15 protein-coding genes are annotated in these 21,095 nt (G+C 62.6%); 10 read left to right on the forward strand and 5 right to left on the reverse strand.

Features of this window, described 5'->3' with window-relative positions:
* The first annotated feature begins 425 nt into the window (after positions 1 to 425).
* The 4 genes from AC1XDK_RS13915 to AC1XDK_RS13930 all read left to right on the forward strand — a co-directional run bounded on the left by AC1XDK_RS13915 (position 426) and on the right by AC1XDK_RS13930 (position 9,979).
* A complete protein-coding gene (locus AC1XDK_RS13915) occupies positions 426 to 2,528 on the forward strand; it encodes an acetate--CoA ligase family protein (RefSeq protein ID WP_483350499.1) in 2,103 nt (700 codons plus the stop codon).
* A complete protein-coding gene (locus tag AC1XDK_RS13920) occupies positions 2,525 to 3,625 on the forward strand; it encodes a phosphotransacetylase family protein (protein ID WP_483350500.1) in 1,101 nt (366 codons plus the stop codon). Before AC1XDK_RS13915 ends, AC1XDK_RS13920 begins: the two co-directional genes overlap by 4 nt.
* A 14-nt stretch (positions 3,626 to 3,639) precedes the next feature.
* Complete coding sequence (locus tag AC1XDK_RS13925) at positions 3,640 to 4,899, forward strand: FAD-dependent monooxygenase (protein WP_483350501.1); 1,260 nt, start codon at positions 3,640 to 3,642, stop codon at positions 4,897 to 4,899.
* A 172-nt stretch (positions 4,900 to 5,071) separates the two neighbouring features.
* Positions 5,072 to 9,979 carry a beta-galactosidase small subunit-related protein gene (locus tag AC1XDK_RS13930; RefSeq protein ID WP_483350502.1) on the forward strand — a complete coding sequence of 1,636 codons (4,908 nt, stop codon included), beginning with the start codon at positions 5,072 to 5,074 and terminating at the stop codon, positions 9,977 to 9,979.
* Between the two features lie 92 nt (positions 9,980 to 10,071).
* Here AC1XDK_RS13930 and AC1XDK_RS13935 read toward each other — a convergent pair whose 3' ends face one another.
* The 3 genes from AC1XDK_RS13935 to AC1XDK_RS13945 form a co-directional block, all read right to left on the reverse strand.
* On the reverse strand, positions 10,072 to 10,377 hold the full coding sequence (locus AC1XDK_RS13935) for a hypothetical protein (protein WP_483350503.1): 306 nt from the start codon (positions 10,375 to 10,377) through the stop codon (positions 10,072 to 10,074).
* A 229-nt stretch (positions 10,378 to 10,606) separates the two neighbouring features.
* A complete protein-coding gene (locus AC1XDK_RS13940; protein ID WP_483350504.1) occupies positions 10,607 to 11,641 on the reverse strand; it encodes an NAD(P)-dependent alcohol dehydrogenase in 1,035 nt (344 codons plus the stop codon).
* 50 nt (positions 11,642 to 11,691) lie between these two features.
* Positions 11,692 to 12,642: a phytoene/squalene synthase family protein gene (locus AC1XDK_RS13945; RefSeq protein ID WP_483350505.1), complete on the reverse strand. Its 951-nt coding sequence runs from the start codon at positions 12,640 to 12,642 to the stop codon at positions 11,692 to 11,694.
* A 172-nt stretch (positions 12,643 to 12,814) separates the two neighbouring features.
* On the opposite strand from AC1XDK_RS13945, the gene AC1XDK_RS13950 reads away from it, so the two are divergent.
* Together AC1XDK_RS13950 and AC1XDK_RS13955 are read left to right on the forward strand one after the other, a co-directional pair.
* Positions 12,815 to 13,525 (forward strand): rhodanese-like domain-containing protein, encoded by a 711-nt coding sequence (locus tag AC1XDK_RS13950; protein WP_483350506.1) that lies wholly within the window; start codon positions 12,815 to 12,817, stop codon positions 13,523 to 13,525.
* A gap of 78 nt (positions 13,526 to 13,603) precedes the next feature.
* Positions 13,604 to 13,813, forward strand: a complete 210-nt coding sequence (locus AC1XDK_RS13955) for a hypothetical protein (RefSeq protein ID WP_483350507.1) — start codon at positions 13,604 to 13,606, stop codon at positions 13,811 to 13,813.
* 20 nt (positions 13,814 to 13,833) lie between these two features.
* Here AC1XDK_RS13955 and AC1XDK_RS13960 read toward each other — a convergent pair whose 3' ends face one another.
* Positions 13,834 to 14,937, reverse strand: coding sequence for a CNNM domain-containing protein (locus AC1XDK_RS13960; RefSeq protein ID WP_483350508.1), 1,104 nt, complete (start codon positions 14,935 to 14,937; stop codon positions 13,834 to 13,836).
* A gap of 341 nt (positions 14,938 to 15,278) precedes the next feature.
* Here AC1XDK_RS13960 and AC1XDK_RS13965 point away from each other — a divergent pair, with 341 nt between their 5' ends.
* The 4 genes from AC1XDK_RS13965 to AC1XDK_RS13980 are packed head-to-tail and all read left to right on the forward strand — an operon-like array spanning position 15,279 to position 20,609.
* Entirely contained in the window at positions 15,279 to 18,320 is a 3,042-nt protein-coding gene (locus AC1XDK_RS13965; RefSeq protein WP_483350509.1) for an MMPL family transporter, read from the forward strand.
* 1 nt (position 18,321) lies between these two features.
* Entirely contained in the window at positions 18,322 to 19,059 is a 738-nt protein-coding gene (locus AC1XDK_RS13970; protein WP_483350510.1) for a TrmB family transcriptional regulator, read from the forward strand.
* Positions 19,060 to 19,097: 38 nt separating this feature from the next.
* On the forward strand, positions 19,098 to 19,508 hold the full coding sequence (locus tag AC1XDK_RS13975; protein WP_483350511.1) for a hypothetical protein: 411 nt from the start codon (positions 19,098 to 19,100) through the stop codon (positions 19,506 to 19,508).
* 30 nt (positions 19,509 to 19,538) lie between these two features.
* The gene (locus AC1XDK_RS13980) at positions 19,539 to 20,609 is read left to right on the forward strand and encodes a DUF7544 domain-containing protein (RefSeq protein WP_483350512.1); all 1,071 of its coding nucleotides are present in this window, start codon (positions 19,539 to 19,541) and stop codon (positions 20,607 to 20,609) included.
* Here the strand turns inward: AC1XDK_RS13980 and AC1XDK_RS13985 are convergent.
* Positions 20,606 to 21,052, reverse strand: coding sequence for a DUF7552 domain-containing protein (locus tag AC1XDK_RS13985; protein WP_483350513.1), 447 nt, complete (start codon positions 21,050 to 21,052; stop codon positions 20,606 to 20,608). The genes AC1XDK_RS13980 and AC1XDK_RS13985 overlap by 4 nt on opposite strands.
* Positions 21,053 to 21,095 lie beyond the last annotated feature (43 nt).

The following is a 21,095-nucleotide window of genomic DNA, read 5'->3' on the forward strand; positions in this document are numbered from 1 at the left end:
GGAGGGCCCCACAATACCACAAATCAATAAACAGCAAGAGTAACAAAACGATACCAATCCATCCAAACAAATATTCAAAACTACGAGCTGCAAACACATTTAAAAATCATCTCTAGCATAATCTATCGCATCGCCGTTAACCTCGTCCGAGCTAAATTCTGATTGTACATTCAGTAACGCAATCAGCTTCTTCCCGACCGGTTTTGATATCATAGACCAGATTTTAAATAAATCACTTTGGACAGTTGATGACATAACGGTTCCAACTCACTCATGAATGAATAACATTCTGGTGAAAACTAATATCGAGAGACGTGACTCGAAACTGTGCCTAACCCGCGACTCAATTATCTATCTTCATCGATTCTTCCTCGCCGGAGACGGGGCACTACTTTTAATCCCGCGCTCGCCCAATCTCCGAAACGATGGGTGACACCGTACTTACTGACCTTTTCGCGCCGTCTCGTGTCGCCGTCGTGGGAGCCACGGAGAACGAAGGCTCCATCGGTCGCGCCATCGTGACCAACCTCCGCGACGAGTTCGACGGCGAGACGGTGCCCGTGAACCCGAACTACGACGAGGTGTTCGGACTGCACTGCTACCCCGACCTCGCGTCCGCGCCGGACGTCGACCTCGCCGTGGTCGTCGTTCCGCCCCACATCGCGGTGGACGTGGTTCGCGGGGCGGGCGAAGCGGGCGTCCGGAACGTCGTCGTCATCACCGCCGGGTTCGGCGAGACGGGGAGCGAAGGTGCGGAGCGCGAACGAGATCTCCAGGATATCGCGGCCGAGTACGACCTGAACCTCGTCGGCCCCAACAGCCTCGGGGTGATGAGTACGCCGGTCGGCATGAACGCGACGTTCGGCCCGGAGAGTGCCCTTCCCGGGTCCATGTCGTTCATGAGCCAATCGGGGGCGTTCATCACGGCCGTCCTCGACTGGGCCAACGACGAGGGACTCGGGTTCAAGGACGTGGTGTCGCTCGGAAACAAGGCCGTGTTAGACGAGACGGACTTCGTCCGCGCGTGGGGCGAAGACCCCGACACGGACGTTATCCTCGGCTACCTCGAAGGCGTCGAGGACGGCGCGACGTTCATCGACACGGCCCGCGAGGTGACCGGCGATACGCCTATCGTGATGGTGAAATCGGGGCGCACCGACGCCGGGGCACAGGCCGTCTCCTCGCACACAGGAACCCTCGCGGGGAGCGACCGGGCGTACGAGGCAGGCCTCGAACAGGCGGGCGTGCTACGCGTCGATTCCGTCCAAGAGCTGTTCGATTTCGCCCAGATTCTGGCGGGACAACCCTTGCCCGACCGGGACGACGTGGCAATCGTCACGAACGCGGGCGGACCGGGCGTGATGACGACCGACGCGGTGGGCGATTCGACACTCTCGTTGGCGTCCTTCTCCGAGGAGACGCTCTCGGAACTGGCCGAGGCCCTGCCCGAGGAGGCGAACATCTACAACCCGATAGACACCATCGGGGACGCCGACATCGCTCGGTTCCGCGACGCCATCGACATCGCGCTCGCGGACGAGAACGTCGGAACCGCCGTCGTGCTGGCCGCGCCGACGGCCGTCATCGACTACGGCGACCTCGCCGAGGTGGTCGTGGAACTCCAAGCGAAACACGGGAAACCCGTCGCCGCGGCGATGATGGGCGGCAAACGGACCGCGGCGGCGGCGGACCGCCTCCGCGAGGGCGGGATTCCGAACTACTTCGACCCGGCCCGTGCGGTGCGGAGTCTGGACGCCCTCACCACGTACCGCGACATCAGCCAGCGCGAGTACGAGAAACCGACTGAGTTCGACGTCGACAGGGAGCAGGCAGCGGAAATCCTCTCCCGAGCGAAGGAGCGCGGGGACAACCGCCTCGGTGTGGAGGCGATGAACCTCCTTTCGGCCTACGGGATTCCGACGCCGGAAAGCGCCATCGCCGAGACGCCCGAGGACGCCGTCGCCGCCGCACAGGACATCGACGGGAACGTCGTCATGAAAATCGTCAGCCCGGACATCCTGCACAAGTCCGACATCGGCGGCGTCAAAGTCGGCGTCGAAAACGAGGACGTGTACGACGCGTACGAGGACCTCGTGACGCGCGCGCGGAACTACCAACCCGACGCGACGATTCTCGGCGTGCAGGTACAGGAAATGGTGGACCTCGATTCGGGAACGGAGACCATCATCGGCATGAACCGCGACCCGCAGTTCGGTCCGCTCCTCCTGTTCGGATTGGGCGGCATCTTCGTCGAAATCATCGAGGACACCACCTTCCGCGTCGCGCCGATAAGCGAGCGCGAGGCGAACGAGATGGTGAACGACATCGAGGCGGCACCCCTGCTCCGCGGGGCGAGGGGCCGCGAACCCGCCGACATCGACGGCGTAATCGAGAGCTTGCAACGCCTCTCGCAACTCGTGACCGACTTCCCCGCGATTCTCGAACTGGACGTGAACCCACTCGTCGCCACCCCGGACGGCGCGCGAGCGATAGACATCCGACTGACCGTGGACACGGACGAACTATGAACACGATACTCGTCACCGCAACCGAAGAAAGTACAGGCAAAACCGCCGTCGCCCTCGCGCTGGCGCGACTCGCACAGGAGCGCGGGCTGTCGGTGGGCTACATGAAACCGAAGGGCACCCGACTCCAGAGCAACGTCGGCAAGACGCTCGACGAGGACCCGATGTTAGCTCGCGAACTGCTCGGTCTGGACGCCGAGATGCACGAGATGGAACCCGTCGTCTACTCGCCGACGTTCATCGAGCAGGCGATTCGAGGCCGAGAGGACCCGAACGAACTCCGCGAGGAAATCAGGGCGAGTTTCGAATCGCTGTCGACAGACCACGACCTGATGATAATCGAGGGCGGCGGCGACCTCACGACCGGCGGCATCGTCGGCCTGACGGACCCGGAAGTCGCCGAACTGCTGGACGCGGAGGTGCTCCTCATCTCGGGCTACGAGACGGCCGGCGACGTCGACGGCCTCCTCGCCGCCGTGGACGACATCGGGGACCGACTGTCCGGCGTGTTGTTCAACGCCGTCTCGAACACGAACTTCGACCCCCTCGACACGGACGTGGTGCCGTTCCTCGAAGGCGAGGGAATCCCCGTCCTCGGCGTTATCCCGCGACAACAGGACCTCGCGGGCATCACTGTCGGCGACCTCGCGGCGGAACTCAACGCCGAACTCCTCACGAATGCGGACACGGACGAGTTCGTCGAACGGTTCCTCGTCGGCGCGATGAGCGGCGACAAGGCGCTCCGTTACCTGCGTCGGACGCGGGACGCCGCCCTCGTCACGGGTGGCGACCGGCCCGACCTGCAGACCGTCGCGCTGGAAGCGCCCGGCGTGAAGTGTCTGATTCTGACGGGAGGGTTCCGCCCGCCGGGTGCCGTCATCGGCAAGGCCGAGGGGAAGGGCGTCCCCGTCCTCCTCGTGCAGGCGGACACGCTGACGACCATCGAACGCGCCGAGGACGTGGTGCGAAGCGGTCGAACCCGTGACGAAGCCACCGTCTCCCGGATGGGCGAACTCCTCCACGACCACGCGGACGTGGACGCGCTCCTCGGCGAAGGAGAGACTGACACCGACTCCGATACCGACACGGACGAGGAGTAACGGGGGTAACCAGCATGCCCGACAGTCGGGGGTCTCCGACGACCCGCGAAACGGCCGTCGTGGTCGTCGGTGCCGGACCGGGTGGCTGCGTGTTGAGTTACCTCCTCGCCAGAAGCGGGATTGATACCGTTCTGTTAGAACGTCACGCGGACTTGGACCGCGAGTTTCGCGGCTACTTCTTCCAACCCCTCGCGGTCAGGCTGTTCGCGGAGATGGGCGTACTGGACGACGTTCTGACCCTCGACCACGACGAAGTGCAGCGCCCGGAAGTGACGGCGTTCGGCCGTTCCTACGAGATGGTGGACTTCTCGGAACTGCCGAAACCGTACGACTACGGCCTGTTGATGGAGCAACCGCCGTTGCTTCGCCTGCTCATCGACCGCGCCGACGAGTTCGAGAACTTCGAGTTCCGCCCGGCGACGACCGTTTCGGACCTCGTTCACGAGGGCGGCCGCGTCGTCGGCGTGCGGGCGACGGACCGCGAGCGCGACGAGGACCTCGAACTTCGAAGCCGCCTCGTCGTCGGCGCGGACGGTCGCTTTTCGACGGTTCGAAAGGCGGCGGGTCTCGACGCCGGTCTGTTCGATTCCGGGGTCGAACTGCTCTGGTTCAAACTCCCGGCTGATGCCGTTCACTCGCCCGCGCAGGGTCGAATCGAGGGCGACGGTATCCTCCTCTATTTCGGCCTCGGAAAGGAGGAGGCACAGGCCGGGTGGTTCATCGAGAAGGGGACGTATCCCGAGGTCAGAAAACGCGGCATCGAACGATTTCGCCGGGAAATCGCCGCGGTGGACCCGGGAATCGCCCGCCGTCTGAAAAGTTTCGACCAGTGTTCGCTGCTGCACATCGAACCCGGACTGACCGAGAAATGGGTGGACGACGGCCTCCTCCTGCTCGGCGACGCGGCGCACGTCGCCTCGCCGGTCGGCGGGCAGGGGAACGGACTCGCGATTCAGGACGCCGTGGTCGCACATTCGACGGTCGTTTCCGCGCTCGAAACGACGACCGAACCGCTTCCGGCGGAACGCCTCCGTCGGTTCGAGTCGGTTCGCAGGCCCGCAATCGAGGAGGTTCTTCGCCTCCAACGGCGCGGCGAACGAGTCATCACGTGGTACGTGCGGAACGGCGAATCGGTCCCCGGTTGGGCGGTCGCTCCGGTGGTGAAGGGACTGTTTACGGTCGCGCCGAGGCTTCCGTCCGTCCGTCGAACGTGGCGGACGTTCGCCCTCGGTCCGAACCCTATTTCGGTAGATACGGCGGCGTTCACGTCGTAGTCCACGTCTCGATAGGCGCTTTTGGAGAGGTCCGAAGACGTTCCTTCTCCGATCCGTGCTATCGGGGGATTCTCTTACTTCCAAACGGGTTAATTTTATTGCTTCACGACTAATCTCAGTACACGTTCCGTGGTGTGCGGTGTCATCCGACAACCACGACGAGAGAGATTCTATGTCCGAGCATATCGACGAACGACAGGCGGAATCGACGACGAGAACGAGCGCATCCCGACGCGAATTTTTACAAGCCACTGGAATGGCGACGTTCGCCGCCGTCGCGGGGAACGCGGCGACCGGAATTTCGGCGGCCTCCCCGTCGCTCGCGCCGGAGACGGCCGGGGGACCGGGGCGGGTCGAGAACCTGACCGACTACATCACTGACCCATCGCTGTTCGAACAGCACACCGAACCGACGCACGTCACCGCCGCGGTGCCGTACGGGTCGGTGGAAGCGGCGCTGGACGCGGACGAACCGTTCACGAAACTCGAAACGCGGTTCGCCGAGTCCGAGTACGTCGAACTCCTCGACGGGGAGTGGGAGTTTCGGTTCTACACGCACCCCGCAAGCAGGCCGGACAGTTACGACGGCGTCACGGACTGGGAGCGAATCGACGTACCGGGCGTCTGGCAGACACAGGGCTACGACCAACTCATCTACCAGAACACGAACATCACGTGGGACGGGTACGAACCGCAACTCGACGGCAACCTGAACCCCGACTACGAAATCGAGATTCCGGACACGAACCCGACCGGAACCTACCGGAAGACGGTCGAGGTACCGTCGCACTGGGACGGTCGAGAGACGTTCATCCACTTCGGGTCGGTCAAACAGGCGTACTTCCTCTGGGTGGACGACGAGTACGTCGGGTTCCACGAGGGGTCGATGACGCCGGGCGAGTTCGACGTCACGGAGTTCGTCACGCCGGGCGGCGAACACGACGTGACTGTGCAGGCCTACCGCTTTTCGGACGGCGAGGCGATGGAGACACAGGACATGTTCCGGTTCTCGGGCATCCATCGGAGCGTCTACCTCTATTCGACCCCGGACGTCCACCTGCGGGATTTCTACGTCCGCTCGGGACTCGACGACGAGTACGAGGACGGCCGTCTCCGAATCGACGCCGAACTGGCGAACTACGGCGACGGCCCGGCCGGGCGATACGCGGTCAGGGGTCACCTCTTCGACCCGGACGGACGGCGAGTGACGACGCTCTGGGACGGTGTCTCAGTCGACGCGGACGGCGCGACGGTGTCGATGGAAACCGATGTGCGGAGGCCCGAACAGTGGTCGGCGGAACACCCCGACCTCTATTCGGTGGGTCTCGAACTCGTCCGGCGCGGGCGGACGACCGAGGCAATGTTCGACAAAATCGGCTTCCGAACGTACGAAACCACGCGCGGGCAACCCGGCGCACAGGTGTTAGTCAACGGGAAACCGGTCAACATCCGGGGCGTCAACCGTCCCGAGACCGACCCGAAAACCGGTCGGTCGGTCCGACTGGAAACGGTGAAGACGGACATGGAGTTGATGAAACGGAACAACGTCAACGCCGTTCGGAACTCCCACTATCCGAACGCGCCCACGTTCTACCGACTCGCCGACGAGTACGGCATCTACGTCGCGGACGAGGTCAACGTCGAGACGCACTGGTGGGAAGGACTGGCAGCGAACACCGAGGCGTACCACGACGCGATGGTCGAACGGTTCCGACGGATGGTGCTCCGCGACAGGAATCACGCCTCCATCTTCGCGTGGTCGACGGGCAACGAGGCGGGAACCGGTAACGAACACATCAACATGGCCGCGCTCGCCATGGATTCCGACGAACACCTTCCCGAAGACACGAGCGAGGTCAGCGGCGTCAGTGCGGTCGAATCGTACGACGGCCCAGTGTACGGTCTCGCCCCCGACCGACTCGTCTACCACCAACCGAACGGCGGCGGGTGGAACGTCGAATACTGCGACATGCTCGGCCCGCGGTATCCCGACGTGGACGGCTTGCTCGCCGTCGCGGACGGGTCGTCCATCGGCGACGGGAAACGCCCGGTCGTGATGGGCGAGTACAACCACGCGATGGGCAACAGCCTCGGCCTCGTCCACGCCATGTGGTCGGAACACATCCAACCGTCCGTCCGCCGGGCCAGCGACGAGACGGGCAACGACAACGACGGCGTGTTAGTCGGCACGCCGTCCGTCGAAATCGGTGAGACGGGCGGCGCGGTGACGCTCGACGACGGGGATTTCGTCGAGGTTGAACCGTCGGCGACCCTCAACTTCGACGCACCGAGATTCACGCTCGTGGTGACGTTCGACGGCATCGACCGGCGAACCGACCGGACGCTCGTCTCGAGGGGGAACGAATATGCGCTCACGGTCGACCGCGGCCACGGGTTCGGCTTCCACGTCTACGGGGACGAGCGGGCGTCGGTCACGGTACCGGTCCCCTCGGACCTGAGCGACGGGTGGCACTCGCTCGTCGCCGTCTGCACCGCCGACGAACTGGCGCTCTTCCTCGACGGCGAGCAACTGGCGACCGACGACCACGACATCGACGAACTGCCGGAGAACGGCGAATCGGTCGTCATCGGCGGAGAGAATCGCGGTCGACGCCACGGTCATCTCGGCCACGGAGACCACGACCAGCACGGCCGTAGCGGTCACCGCGGCGACGGCCACCACGACCGCGATACTCACGACGACCACGGGGGTGAGGGGAGTCACGGCGAACGCGACGGAGACGACCATCACGACGGTGACCGCGGGAACCACGAGCACGATGACCGCCGCGGCCACGATGGGAAACACGGCCATTCGGGCGGAGCGGTGACCCTCGATTCGGTGTACGTCTTCGACCGGGCGCTTTCGGACGACGAGGTGTCCGGTGGAGTCGAATCCGTCGAGGACGGTGCCGTCCTCGGCTATAGGTTCGCCGATTTGCTCCGCGACGAGAGTCTGCAAGGCGGGTTCGTCTGGGCGTGGTCGGACCAAGCGGTCAGTCGAACGACCACCGTAAACGGCGAGGAGGTGGAGTACACCTTCTACGATGGCAACCCGTTCTGTCTCAACGGACTGGTCTGGGCGGACAGAAGCGTCCAACCCGACGTTCCGCAGTTGAAACACAGCCACCAACCGGTCAAGGTCGCGCCGACGGACGCGATTTCGGACGGCGAAATCTACGTCACGAATCACTTCACCTTCACCGACACGCGAGTGGTACGGGGCCGATGGAAACTCGTGAAGGGCGACGAGGTGATTCGGTCCGGTCGCTTGAACCTCGATTTGTCTCCCGGTGAAACCCGTCGCGTTCGACTGCCGTTCGATGCGCCGCGTCACCCTGACCCGGGAGCCGAGTATCGGTTGAACGTCTCGTTCACTCTGCGAGAATCGACCGACTACGCGGATGCGGGGCACGTCGTCGCGCGCGACCAACTCGACGTTCCGTTCGACGTTCCGGAGACGCCGACGGTGGACGTCGGCGACCTCCCGGCGCTCTCCGTGGACGAAGGAAGCGACGCGGTCACCGTCTCCGGTGACGGGTTCGAATACGTCCTCGACACGGATGCCGGAACGTTCACGTCGATGAACTACGGCGGCACCGACGTCGTGGACCGCGGCCCGCAGTTCAACGCGTGGCGTGCGCCCATCATGAACGAAGAACAAGCGTGGGGAAGCGAGCAGGCGTCCAGTTGGCGTGCGGCCGGGTTGGACGACCTCACGCAGTTGGTCGACGACGTGTCCGTCGTACAATCCACCGACGCGCACGTCCGGGTGGACGTGGACGGGTTCGTACAGGGTGCGCCGCCGCGAACCGTCCAGAAAACGCCGGACACGAGCGCAACCGGGAGCGACGGGACGCTCGTTGGCGACCCGGAAATCGTCTTCGGCGCGAGCGGGTCGGCGGTCCAGTTCGATGGGGACGGCGACTACGTCGACGCCGGGTCATCCGACGCCCTCGACTTCACGAGTCCGGGGTTCACGGTCAGCGTCACCTTCCGTGGCGTCGAAACGGGCGGTCATCATCCGTTCGTCTCGAAGGGCGACCACCAGTACGCGCTCAAGGTGAACGGCGACCGGTTCTCGTTTTTCATCTACGACGGGACGTGGATAGCCGTCAACGACACGATTCCGAGCGATTTGGGCGACGGGTGGCATACCCTCACTGGCGTCTGTTCGGACGACGAACTCCGCCTGTACCTCGATGGCGAACGTTTCGCCTCCCGCGCCCACGACGCGACGTCGGTCAACGAGACCGACCGACCGGTTCACGTCGCACACAACGCGGAACGGTCGAGTCGGTTTACGGGCACGACGGTGGACTCGGTACGGATATACGACCGGGCGCTCTCGGCCGACGAAGTGGCGTCGCAACCGACCGCACCGACGGACGACGCGGTGCTATGGTACGGGTTCGACGAGTTTTACGACTCCCGGTCCAGCCCCCGTGGCCACGGTTTCGAGACGACGTACAGTTACCACGTGTTCGGGAGCGGCGACGTGGTGATGGACGTCGCCGCCACGCCGAACGACCAACTGAAAGCGACCGTCACGGACTACCTGCCGAAGATGGGGCTTCAGATGAAAGCGCCGACGGCGCTCTCGTCCTTCGAGTGGTACGGCCGCGGCCCCGTCGAAACGTACCCCGACCGTCGGTGGGGTGCCGATATCGGGCGCTACTCGGGGACCGTCGAGGAGCAGTACGTTCCGTACGTTCCGCCGACGGACAACGGAAACAAGGCCGAGACGCGTTGGGCCGCGCTGTCGAACGAGGGCGGCACGGGTCTCCTCGGCGTCGCAACCGACGGGTCGATGAACGTGAGCACTAACCGATACGCGAATCTGGCTGAAGCGGGCCACCAGTACGAGTTGGAAGAAGCCGACAGCGTCGAGTTCAACCTCGACGACGCCGTAACGGGCGTCGGCGGGACGCCGGTCGAACCGCTCGACGAGTATCAGGTCCACGCGGAACCGACGAGTTTCAGCGTCCTGTTGCGACCGTTTTCCCCGGACGATGCGAACCTCATGGCGCTCGCGAACCGCGCCTTCCCGGTCGGTGAGTCGTCGGACGACTCGGCCTGATTCGGGAAACGGCCCGTTACGGGCGTCGAAAATCGGGAAACGGTTCGTTCCGCTTTCGCGAGGTGTGTCGGTTCCCCACGTCGTTTCGCCGGTCAGTCCGCGTACTGGGTCGAGACGTACTTCGAGAACGTCGTGTCGTGTTCGTCGTCCGAGTCGGTTTCGAGCGGGTTCGGCGACCGGAGCGCCGCGATGAGACTCCACATGATTCCGGTGAGAAGCGACCCGGCGGCGGAGAGACTCATTCCGAGCGTGAGGAAGGCAGTTCCGTAGATGATACCGATAACGGCCGATGGAAGGGACGTTCCGAGCGGAACGTTCGCCATCGAATCGCGGAGTGTCGGCACGAGGACGAGGAGGGAGAAGACGCTCCCACAGAGGAATACGATGTCTTGCCACATTATCGTCCGACCTCCACTGTGTTTGCTTTGTAGGTCATTTCGTTCATCGACGCAGCGTAGTTGACCGCTGTTGATAAAGTTTACTCATTACCGAGTAAATATTTCGACAGTGGTTAACATGGCAAACACCCTCTGAGAACTGTGCTACCGCTGAACTCGTCATAACTTCTCATACACGAGGTGTTGCCGCGGAGAAACGGGAGTGCAGTCGGTCGCTTTTCGAGACAGTTCACTCGGGAACCGAAATCATTCCTTTCACGGTTTCTGACTCCTTCGCTCGTTCGAACGCCGAATCGACATCGGTCAGTGCCACCTCGAAATCCACGATTCCTTCGACGTCGACCGCACCGTCGGCCAACAGTTGAATCGCCGCAGGGTACGTGTTCCGGTAGCGAAACGACCCGTGGATGTCGAGTTCGTTGTCGATGATGTCGCCCGTGTCCAGCGGGATTTCCGCGTCCTGTGCGAGGCCGACGAGGACGACGGTTCCGCCGCGCCGCACCGCGTCGATGGTCGTTCGAATCGCGGGGACGGCACCGGATGCTTCGATGACGACGTCCACGCCCTCTCCGTCAGTGAGGTCGGAGACGGCGTCCGCGAGGTCCGTTTCGCGCACGTCGATGGTCGCATCCGCGCCCCGTTCCTCGGCTAAGGCGAGTTTTTCGGGGACGACGTCCGAGATGAACACTTCCGTCGCTCCGGCGGCCTTCGCGGCCTCCATCGCCAGCAGGCCGATGGGACCGCATCCGCTGACGAGTACGGAATCGCCGACGCCGACGTCCCCGCGCCGGGCGGCGTGGATGCCGACGCTCAACGGTTCGCAGAGCGCACCCTCGCGGGTCGAAACTGAGTCGGGGAGTCGGTACGCGAAGTCGGCGGGCCACGCGACGAACTCCGCGAACGCGCCGTCGTCCGGCGGCGTCGCCATGAACGTCACGTCGGGACAGAGGTTGTACTCGCCGCGCTTGCAGTGGGTACAGCGCCGACAGGGGACGCCGGGTTCGAGCGTCACGCGGTCGCCGACGTCGAAATCGCCTTCGACGTTTTCACCGACCGAGACGACTTCACCCGCGCTCTCGTGACCGAGGACGAGCGGCGATTCGACCACGTAGTCACCGATGCGGCCGTGCTCGTAGTAGTGGACGTCGGACCCGCAGATGCCGACTTGTCCGATTTCGACGACCACCTCGTCCGGACCAGGGGCTGGTTTGTCACGCTCTTCGACGACGAAGGAACCGGGGTGGTCGAGGACTGCGACTCGCATAGGCGGGTGTTCGCTCCGGGGGACTGTGAACGTTCCCCGCGAAGATTTCCTTACCGCGTCGGAAGCGTGTCCCGGCGTTCCACGTCCGAACCGCGGTGCTCCGGCGTTCCGACCGGACTCACGGCCCGGAAGACGGTTTCCGGGTCGCGGGTCTTCCGCCAGTGCCATCGCGTCTTCGCGAGGAGTACGAGTTTTTGAACCGTCCCTAACGACGGTTCCCGGGAGAGTACGTCGTATCCTTGCCCTCGAATCACGCGGTGGTACTCCGCGTAGAGCACCGCCGCGAGCAACACCGCGAACTGACAGTCATCGGGGAGGTACCGGATTCCGGCGACGCCCTCCCGATACAGGGCTTCGGCGCGTCGGAGTTCGTCCTGCATGACCGCGGCGAATCCGTCGTCGAATTCGAGGCGGCGTATCTGTCCGTCGCTCACGCCGTGGCGCGAGCGGGTCGTTTGAGGTAGGTAGATTCGGTCCCTGTCCACGATGTCCTCGCGCACGTCCCGGAGGAAGTTCGTGAGTTGGAACGCTTCGCCGAGGGAGGTCGCGTGGGGGCGTGCCCGCTCCGCGTCGGCGGGGTTCATCACCGACGTCATCATCTGCCCGACGGCGGCGGCCGACCCGCGCATGTACGTCTCTAATTCCTCGTAGGTTTCATAGCGGGACGTCTCGATGTCCGACGCCATCGCGTCGATGAAGACGACGACTTCCTCGTCCGCGATGCCGTGTGTTTCACAGAGGTCGTGAAACGCCTCCAAAACGGGGTCGTCGGGGGGTTCTTTCCCAAGAGCCTGTTTTCGCAGCGATTCCAACCGCTCGGATTGCTCGTCGGGCGGGACGTCGGCGGCGTCATCCACCACCTCGTCGCAGATTCGGAAGAAGCCATATAACACATACGTCGGGTGGCGCACCCGCTCGGGCAACAGCCGAGTCGCGAGATGGAACGTTTTCCCGGTCTGCTGCTGTATCGCCTTCCCCGCCTCTATGTGTGTGTTCTTCATGGCGTCGTGCCCCGAGAATACCAGTTAGTACACTGTTATTCTGAAAAAAGACGATGCCAAACCTGTTAGGCACTCCCCGAAATATTCTGTCCGATTTTCGGTAATAGGGTGGCTGATAGATGTTCACCGATAATAAAATTGATAATCGGGTAGTCGCTAGGGGGGGATAGCAATGAACAGACGCGCCTTTCTCGCGGCGGGTGCGGTTTCGGTTGCCGGGTTGAGCGGCTGTCTCGGAATGGGAGGCGGTTCCGGTGACTCGAAACACAAGTCCGAGGAAGGATACGATACGAAAGAGGTCGACGGCGTGTACGTCCCGCTTGCGCCGCTTTCGGACACGCACAAGTGGTTCAAGAACGACTCCGCGAAGTTCGCGGACGCACGGGGGAGAAAGCAGTACACGACGTCGCACATCAAGGGAGCGGCACTGAGTACGGCACCAGACGGCCTGTCTCAGGACGACCCCGTCTCGTCGTGGTCCAAGGATCAGAAAATCGTCTGTTACTGTGGCTGTCCCCACCACCTCTCGTCGATGCGTGCGGCAACCCTGCTCGACAACGGGTATACGAACGTCTACGTCATCGACGAGGGATTCTGGGCGTGGCACGAGAAGGGCTATCCCGTGAGCGGCGAGAACACGTCGTACACGCCTCCGACGTACGAAATCAACGGGCTCGACGCTGCGTCAATCGGCGGGACGGCGTGGGCACGACACCTCGACTCGGGGCAGATGGAGGCGACGGACATCACGGAGGACGGTTCCTATTCGCTCCATCTCACGTTCTACGACGTGACCCCGGAATCGGAGATTCGGATTCGAACGCCCGACTACGAGGTGTCGGGAACGCTCTCCGAACTGTCCTCGCAGGTCGTCAGGGGATAACGCTCGTCGTATCATCACGGAGACACCCCACCCACATTTCTCAAGGCTTATATCCCTCGTCACGAGTGACGTCACTCAATGATTCGGTGCAGTCAGGACGGGTGCGGATGGACCGCCATCGCGCCGTCGGAGCGGGCCGCGTGGAAACAGTACGAATCGCATCTCCTCGGAACGCACGTCGAGACGGTCGAAACGGAGGTCCCCGACGGGTGCGTGCAGGTTCGGACCGAGGACGGCGAGTGGAAGACGATGACGCGCGAGCAGGCGCGGGAGTTCCACGAGGAGTAGGCATTAGAAGAGGACAGTTCTCACGCGGACGGTTCCTCGGTGGGCACGTCCTTGTCCATCGGGTCCTCCAAGTCCCCGAGGACGACTTCGAAGGCGTCCGTCGCCGTCACCAATCCGATGACGTCGCTCCCGTCCAACACTAACGCGAGTTCCTGATTTTGCGCCTGAAACAGGTCGATAGCGTCGGCGACGGTCGTGTCGCCCGCGACGGTCATCGGGTCGTGGGCGATATCGGTCAGCGAGACGTCGCCCGACTTGAGGTCGTCGTACCTCCCGATGACCGTCGGCGTGTAGACGGTTCCCCGAAACTCGGAGAGCGGCCCGTCGATGAGGGGGAATCGGACGACCGGGTTCTCCCGCATCCGTTCGATGTTCTCCTCGATGGTGTCCTGGGTCGAGAGGGCCACGATGTCTTCCCGCGGAATCATGATGTCACGAACCGGGACGCGCTCGATTTTGAGCGCGGACAGGATTTCCTCTTCGCGCTCCTCCGGGAGGTCTTCGACCTCGCTGAGAACGTCGCCCATCTCGCGGTGGAGGTCCGCCCGACTGGCTATCTGTTGCTCGCCCCCCTCCCCTTCCTCGCCCTCCGTCCACGAGCGTTCGATTTCGACGCCGAACAGGGAGAGGAGGCTTTTGGCGGTCTTGTCCGCGAGGATGATGACGGGGGACAGCAGTTTCGTCCACCAGTAGAGGATTCCCGACCCGTATCGCGCCGCGAACTTCGTTCGTTCGATGCCGAAGTAGGTCGGTGCCTGTTCGCCGACGATGACGTGGAGGAGGTTGATGAGGGCGAGTGCGAGGATTGCCGAAAGGACCTCGGTGGACCCATTGCTGAGTCCGACGGCGTCGATGACCGGATGGAGCAGCGCTACGACTGCGGGTTCGGCGACCACACCTAATCCGACGCTGGCGATGGTGATGCCGACTTGGCACCCGGAGAGATAGATTTCGAGGCGGTCGGTCATGTCCCATGCGCGTTGGAGTCCCTTCGAGTTCTCGAACTCGGATCTGTCGAACTGCCGTACTCGCGTCATGGCGAACTCCGTGACGACGAAGTAGGCGTTCATCAACAGGAGAAACACCCCACCGAGCAAGTGGAGTACAGTGAGTAAATCTACCATCAGGTGCCTTTCCATCGGGCAAGGTGGTAACGTTGGTGGCAAACTGGCGAAAATTTCACTTGTTGTCGAACAGCAACAAATAACGGAGCGACGCACCTCGGAGAAACCATCCCATCCCGTTCCCTGAGGTGCCTCGATTTCTTGGACTCGACTTCTGTTCCGTGTAACCGTCGAGAGGGTGCTGTACGCGCCCCGTATGGCCCGTTCCTTCACCCCACTAAGGACATGTATGTGGTACCATGTCATACTAGAATCTGAAACCCCTATCTTTTTGGCAAGGCTGTCAGTAGTATTCTAACAACAGCTATGGCATTACAGCTACAGAGCCGTGGAGGGCGTCCGTGACGCTCCTCGACCGGCTTTTCGAAAACGTCACCAAGCACAGTCGGGCCATCATCGCCGTGCTCATCGTCCTGACGGTTCTCGTCGGGGCCGGTGCGCCGATGATAGAGCAGTCCTCGTCGCTCGACCAGTTCCAGAGCGATAGCCCGGCCGCGAAGAAATTGGACTACATCAACTCGAACTTCACGACGGGTAACGAGAATACGACTACCGTACAGGTCATCGTGAAAGGCGATAACGTCCTGTCGAAGGAGGCGATGGTAAACTCGTTGGAGTTCCAACAGCGCCTTCGGGACAACCAAACCATCAACGACACGTTGGCGGAAGACACTGCCACCAGCGGCGTCGCAAACGTCATCGCCATCTCCGCGGTTCAACAGGGGAAAGTCGCGGAACTCAAAGCGTCGGGTGCGGAACTCCAGCAGCGGAGCCAACAACTCAACCGGACGGCCGCCGGGCTGAGCGACGCGCTCAATCGGACGCGTGCGTTGCAGGTAAAGTACGACAAGTTGAACGCCTCCTACCAGTCGGGCGAGGTGGACAACGAGTCTTACCGGACGCAGTCGGCGACGCTCGAAACCCGACTCGCACAGGTGCGAACGTCGGCGACGGCGAACCTCTCGGCGGAGCAGTCCGCGACGTTCAACAAATCCGCACAGCAAGCACGCGGCCTGCAGGCCAAATTGGACGGATTGAACGCCTCCTACCAGCAGGGCGAAATCAACCAATCTACCTACGAGCAGAAGGCCGGCGAAATCCAGACCCAGTTCGGCAAGGTGTACAAACTCGGTACCCAAGGCGTGCTGGCGGACGAGTACGAGAAACTCGGCGAGCAGAGCGAAAAACTACAGCAAAAGCGGAGCGCGCTCCAAAACGGTTCGATGCCGACCATCGCCGAGCAACTCGACCAGTTGCAGTCGATGAACCAGTCGCGGATAGACTCGCTGACGACGGCCGTCCTCTCCGATGACGGCGGCGGTTCGGGCGGCATGTCGAGTCAAGCGTTGGCGTTCATGCCAACGTCCTACGACACCGGTTCGACCGAGGCGAACGCGACGATGCTGGTCATCTTCCAGAAACAGGAGAGCCAGTCGGCGATGGAGGGCCAAGCCTCCGACACGCTCGTCACCACCCAAGAGGGAATCAGAACCATCGCGAACGAGGAGTTCGACGAGGCCCTCGTCTTCGGAAGCGGCATCATCAGCGAGGAGATCAACCAGTCGATGGCCGACAGCCTCGCCATCGTCGGGCCACTGGCGCTGTTGTTCGTCATCCTGACGCTCATCGTCGCCTATCGCGACCTCCTCGACATCCTGCTCGGCGTCCTCGGTATCGTCTTCGTCCTCGTCTGGACGTTCGGCTTCATGGGCTGGGCCGGAATCACGTTCAACCAGATGTTCATCGCGGTCCCCGTCCTCCTCATCGGGCTAGCCATCGACTACGCGATTCACGTCTTCATGCGTCACCGTGAGGAGCGGGAGACGAACCCCGACGAGGACGTTCGCGGGTCGATGCGCGTCGCGCTCGTCAGCGTCGGTGCGGCCCTGACGTGGGTGACCGCGACGACGGTCATCGGTTTCCTCTCGAATCTGGTCAGTCCCCTGCCACCGATTCAGGACTTCGGTATCGTGAGTTCGGTCGGTATCATCGCGGCGCTGATAATCTTCGGCGCGTTGATTCCCGCCCTCAAATTGGAACTCGACGGCTTCCTCGAAGCGCGGGGATACGACCGCAAGAAACGTGCGTTCGGGACCGGCGGCGGTGCTATCGGTAGCATTTTGACCGTCGGCGCAACCGCGGCACGGAAAGCGCCGCTCGTGGTCATCGTCCTCACCCTCCTCGTCAGCGCGGCGGGTGGCTACGGGGCGACGAAAGTGGACACGAGCTTCTCGCAGGAGGACTTCCTCGCGGACAGTCCGCCACACTGGACGAAACAACTCCCCGAACCGTTCAAGCCCGGGGACTACTCCGCGAAGGACAACCTCGATTACGTAAACGACAACTTCGTCAGGCAGGACTCACAGGCCCAATTACTGATACAGGGCGATATCACCCGTGACGATACGCTCGAACAGGTGAATCGGGCACGGGAGCGGGCGGCGAAGAAGGACGTCACACTCACACTCTCGAACGGCAAGCCACAGGTGCAGGGGCCGCTGTCCGTGATGAACCAAGTCGCCGCACAGAACCAGACGTTCAACCAAACGTTCACTGCGGCGGACACCGACGGCAACGGCGTCCCCGACAAGGACCTGAAGAAGGTCTACGACGGGTTGTTCGCCGCCGCCCCTGACCAAGCCGAAGGCGTGATTCACCGCGATGACGGCAACTACGACGCGCTCCGCGTCGCCATCTCGTTGAAAGGCGGTGCATCGAGTTCGGCGGTCACGACGCAGATGCGTGACGTGGCCGACTCCTTCGAGGGGCTCACCGCGACGGCGACGGGACAGTCCATCGTCTTCGAAATCGTGCAGGACGACCTGCTAAACACGGTCATCGAGAGCCTCGTCATCACGATGGTCGCCGTGTTCGCGTTCCTGATGCTCATCTACCGCATTACCGAAGGCAGTGCGACCCTCGGGGCAGTCACCCTGCTCCCCGTCGTGTTCAGCGTGGCGTGGATTTTGGGGACGATGTACCTCCTCGGAATGCCGTTCAACATCCTGACCGGCATGATTACGAGCCTCACGGTCGGGTTGGGCGTCGCGTACAGCATCCACCTCTCCGAACGGTACAACGTGGAACTCGAACGACAGGGTTCGGTGTGGGACGCGCTCCACGTCAGTCTCACCGGAACCGGCGGTGCGCTGTTGGGCAGTGCGGCGACGACGGTGGGTGGCTTCGGCGTCCTCGCCTTCGCCATCCTGCCCGCGCTCCAGCAGTTCGGTATCATCACCGGACTGACCATCATCTACGCGTTCATCGCCAGCGTGCTGGTCCTCCCGAGTTTGCTCGTCGTCTGGACGCGCTACTTCGGGCCGGGCGCGCGCGGAACCATCGAAACTAAGTCCGAAACGAACGCAACCCCGAGTGAGGACTGAAATGGACGAAGCTGACGCCATCGACGCGCTGACCGACCTCGGCCTGTCGAACTACGAGGCCAAGGTGTTCGTCGCGCTCCAGAAGTTGGGCACCGGCACCGCGCGGGACATCCATGGCGTTACCGACGTGCCACGGTCACAGGTGTACGGCGCCGCCGAAGACCTCCAAGAACGCGGATTGGTGGAGGTGAAACAGTCGAAGCCGATTCAGTATCGACCGGTGAGTTTGGAGGCGGCGAAAACACACCTCCGAAAGCGATTCGAACGCACACAGGAACAGGCGTTCGACTACCTCGAATCGGTGGAGAACGAGTTCGTCGATACCGACAACGAACGCGAAGACGTGTGGTCAATCGATGGCGAGGAGGCCATCACCAGCCGAATCGAACAGTTGATGGTGGAAGCCGAATCGAGAATCGTCTTCGGTCTTCACGACGAGTCCCTGTACACGGAACACCTCGAGGAAATCCTACAGGAACGGGCGGACGCGGGCGTCGACGTCCTCGTCATCTCCCAAGACCCCTCTATCCAGGATTATTTCGACGATTTGCGGGTCGTCACCCGCGACGACAAGCCGCAAGGCGAACCTCCTGGACGCATACTCATCGTGGATGACGAAACCGTGCTCATCAGCATCCTCGGCGACCACGAGAGCGCCATCTGGAGTTCCCAAACGGGATTCGCGGCCATCCTGAGTCAAACCGTCGACTCGCGCCTCGACGACGCGATAGGCGAGTAACCCGACACGCATTTCTTTCAGTCCGATGTACTTCGGGTATGAACCCGAGACGAAGGCTCGGCAGAAATCTACTCTCGGAGTCACGGGCGTACGGCTACACGCTTTCTATTTGGGGCGGCGGCGGACTTCTGTTGACGCGGTTCGGCACGCCCACGGCGCTCGAGGTGTTCGCGTACGTCGGCGGTGCAATCGTGGCGTTCGCTCTCCTCGCCCTCTTCACGTTCGGCGATTTCGTGGTCGAACCCGACATGACGCGGGAGATACGGGCCACGTCGTTCGTCCACGTCGTCGCAACCCTCGGAAACCTCCTCGTCAGCTACCTGCTGATGCTCGTGCTTCACGGACTCGTCGCGTTCCTCGTCGTGGGAGTACAGACGACGTTCACCTACAACCTTCTCCTCCTGCCCGAGGAGTACGTGGCTCACCTGATGAGCGGGTCTGTCCGGTAGTTTAACTATCGGAACGAACGATGATTTCCCATGGCATGGTACGCCGTCGAGGCGCTAGAAGACGCTATCGAGGGGACACGGGAACTTCTGTTTCCGCTCGATGTGGGAACGTGGCTCCGACTCGCCGTCGTGGTATTTTTCCTCGGAGGGTTCGGTACGACGTCTCCGCTGCAGGGCGGGACGCAGTTTTCCACCGGTTCGGACCAACCGGTCCCGTCACCGCCGAGTAACGTCTCGGTTCCCGTCGATATCGTGACGCTGGTGGCCGTCCTCATCGCCATCGTCGTCTCTATCGCGATACTGTTCCTCCTCTTCGGGTCGGTGATGGAGTTCGTCTTCATCGAGTCGCTTCGAACGCGGGAGGTTCACGTCCGGAGATATGCGGGAGAGTACTTCGGACAGGGCCTTCGCCTGTTCGTGTTTCGATTCGTCCTCTTTCTCGTCGTCTTTCTGCCGGTCCTCGCCCTCGTCCTGTCCGCCGTTTCGGTGTTCTCGTCCGGCCCACCTACCGTCGAGTTCGGAACGCTGCTGTTGTTCCTCCCCGTCCTCTTCGTACTCGTTCTCTTCGTCGCCCTCGTCGATGGGTTGACGACGAACTTCGTCGTTCCCGTGATGGTCGCTCGGGAACATAGCGAACCGACGGGGCGGCAGGACTCGTGGCTTCGGGAGCGCGGCGTGGTGGCCGGATGGCGCGCCTTCTGGCCGACGCTCCGTCGCGAGTGGAAGCAGTACGGCGTCTACTTCGTCCTCAAGTTCTTCCTCGCCATAGCGGTGGGCTTTCTCGTCTCCATCGCGGCGGGCATCCTCTCGGTCCTTCTGGGAATTCCCTTCGCCATCCTCGGCCTCCTCGTGGTCCTCGCGTTCGGCGGATTCTCCGTCGTCGGGACGACGCTCGCGAACCCGGTGGCGCTAGCTCTGTTCGGACTGCTCGTCCTCGCGTACGTCGTCTGTCTCCTCGTCGCGCTCGCCGTCGTCCGCGTGCCGATTCGGACGTATCTCGGCTACTTCTCGCTGCTCGTGCTGGGTGACACGGAGGCGAAGTTCGACCTCATCCCGTCGCTTCGGGAGCGAATCCGCGAGGGAGATTCGACTCGCCCTTAGAGTTTCGAGTCGAGTTGTCGACCGACGGCGTCGTCGCCGACCGGTCCGCAGTCCCGAGCGAGGTGAACGAGCGGCGCGTTTTCCATCCGTAGCCACGCGCCGTCACGGTCGCTGGTGACGGTGACGGAGCGTTGGGTTTGCGGGAGTCCGTTCGCTCGAACGCCGTCGGTTCGCTCGCGGACGCCGACCATCTGGAGGTGTTCGCTAGGAAGTTCGGTGACGACGAAACGGTACGTCGGTAGGTCGGGGTCGTGCTCACGGAGGGCGTTTCGGTACTCGCGCGCGAGGTTAGCGGCACGCATCGCGCCGTCGTGGGATTCGAACCGCGTGCCCGTTATCGGTGTCGGGCACTCGCCGGATTCAGCAGCCACGACGGAGAAGGGGCCGGACTCGACTGCTAACTCTTCGATTTCGCGTCGCGTTCGGCGGAGGATGTCGTCCATGTTTAGGCTAACCTAATTTAGGTTTAGGATAGCCTAAAAGCGT

The organism is Haladaptatus sp. HS23, from assembly GCF_056892285.1.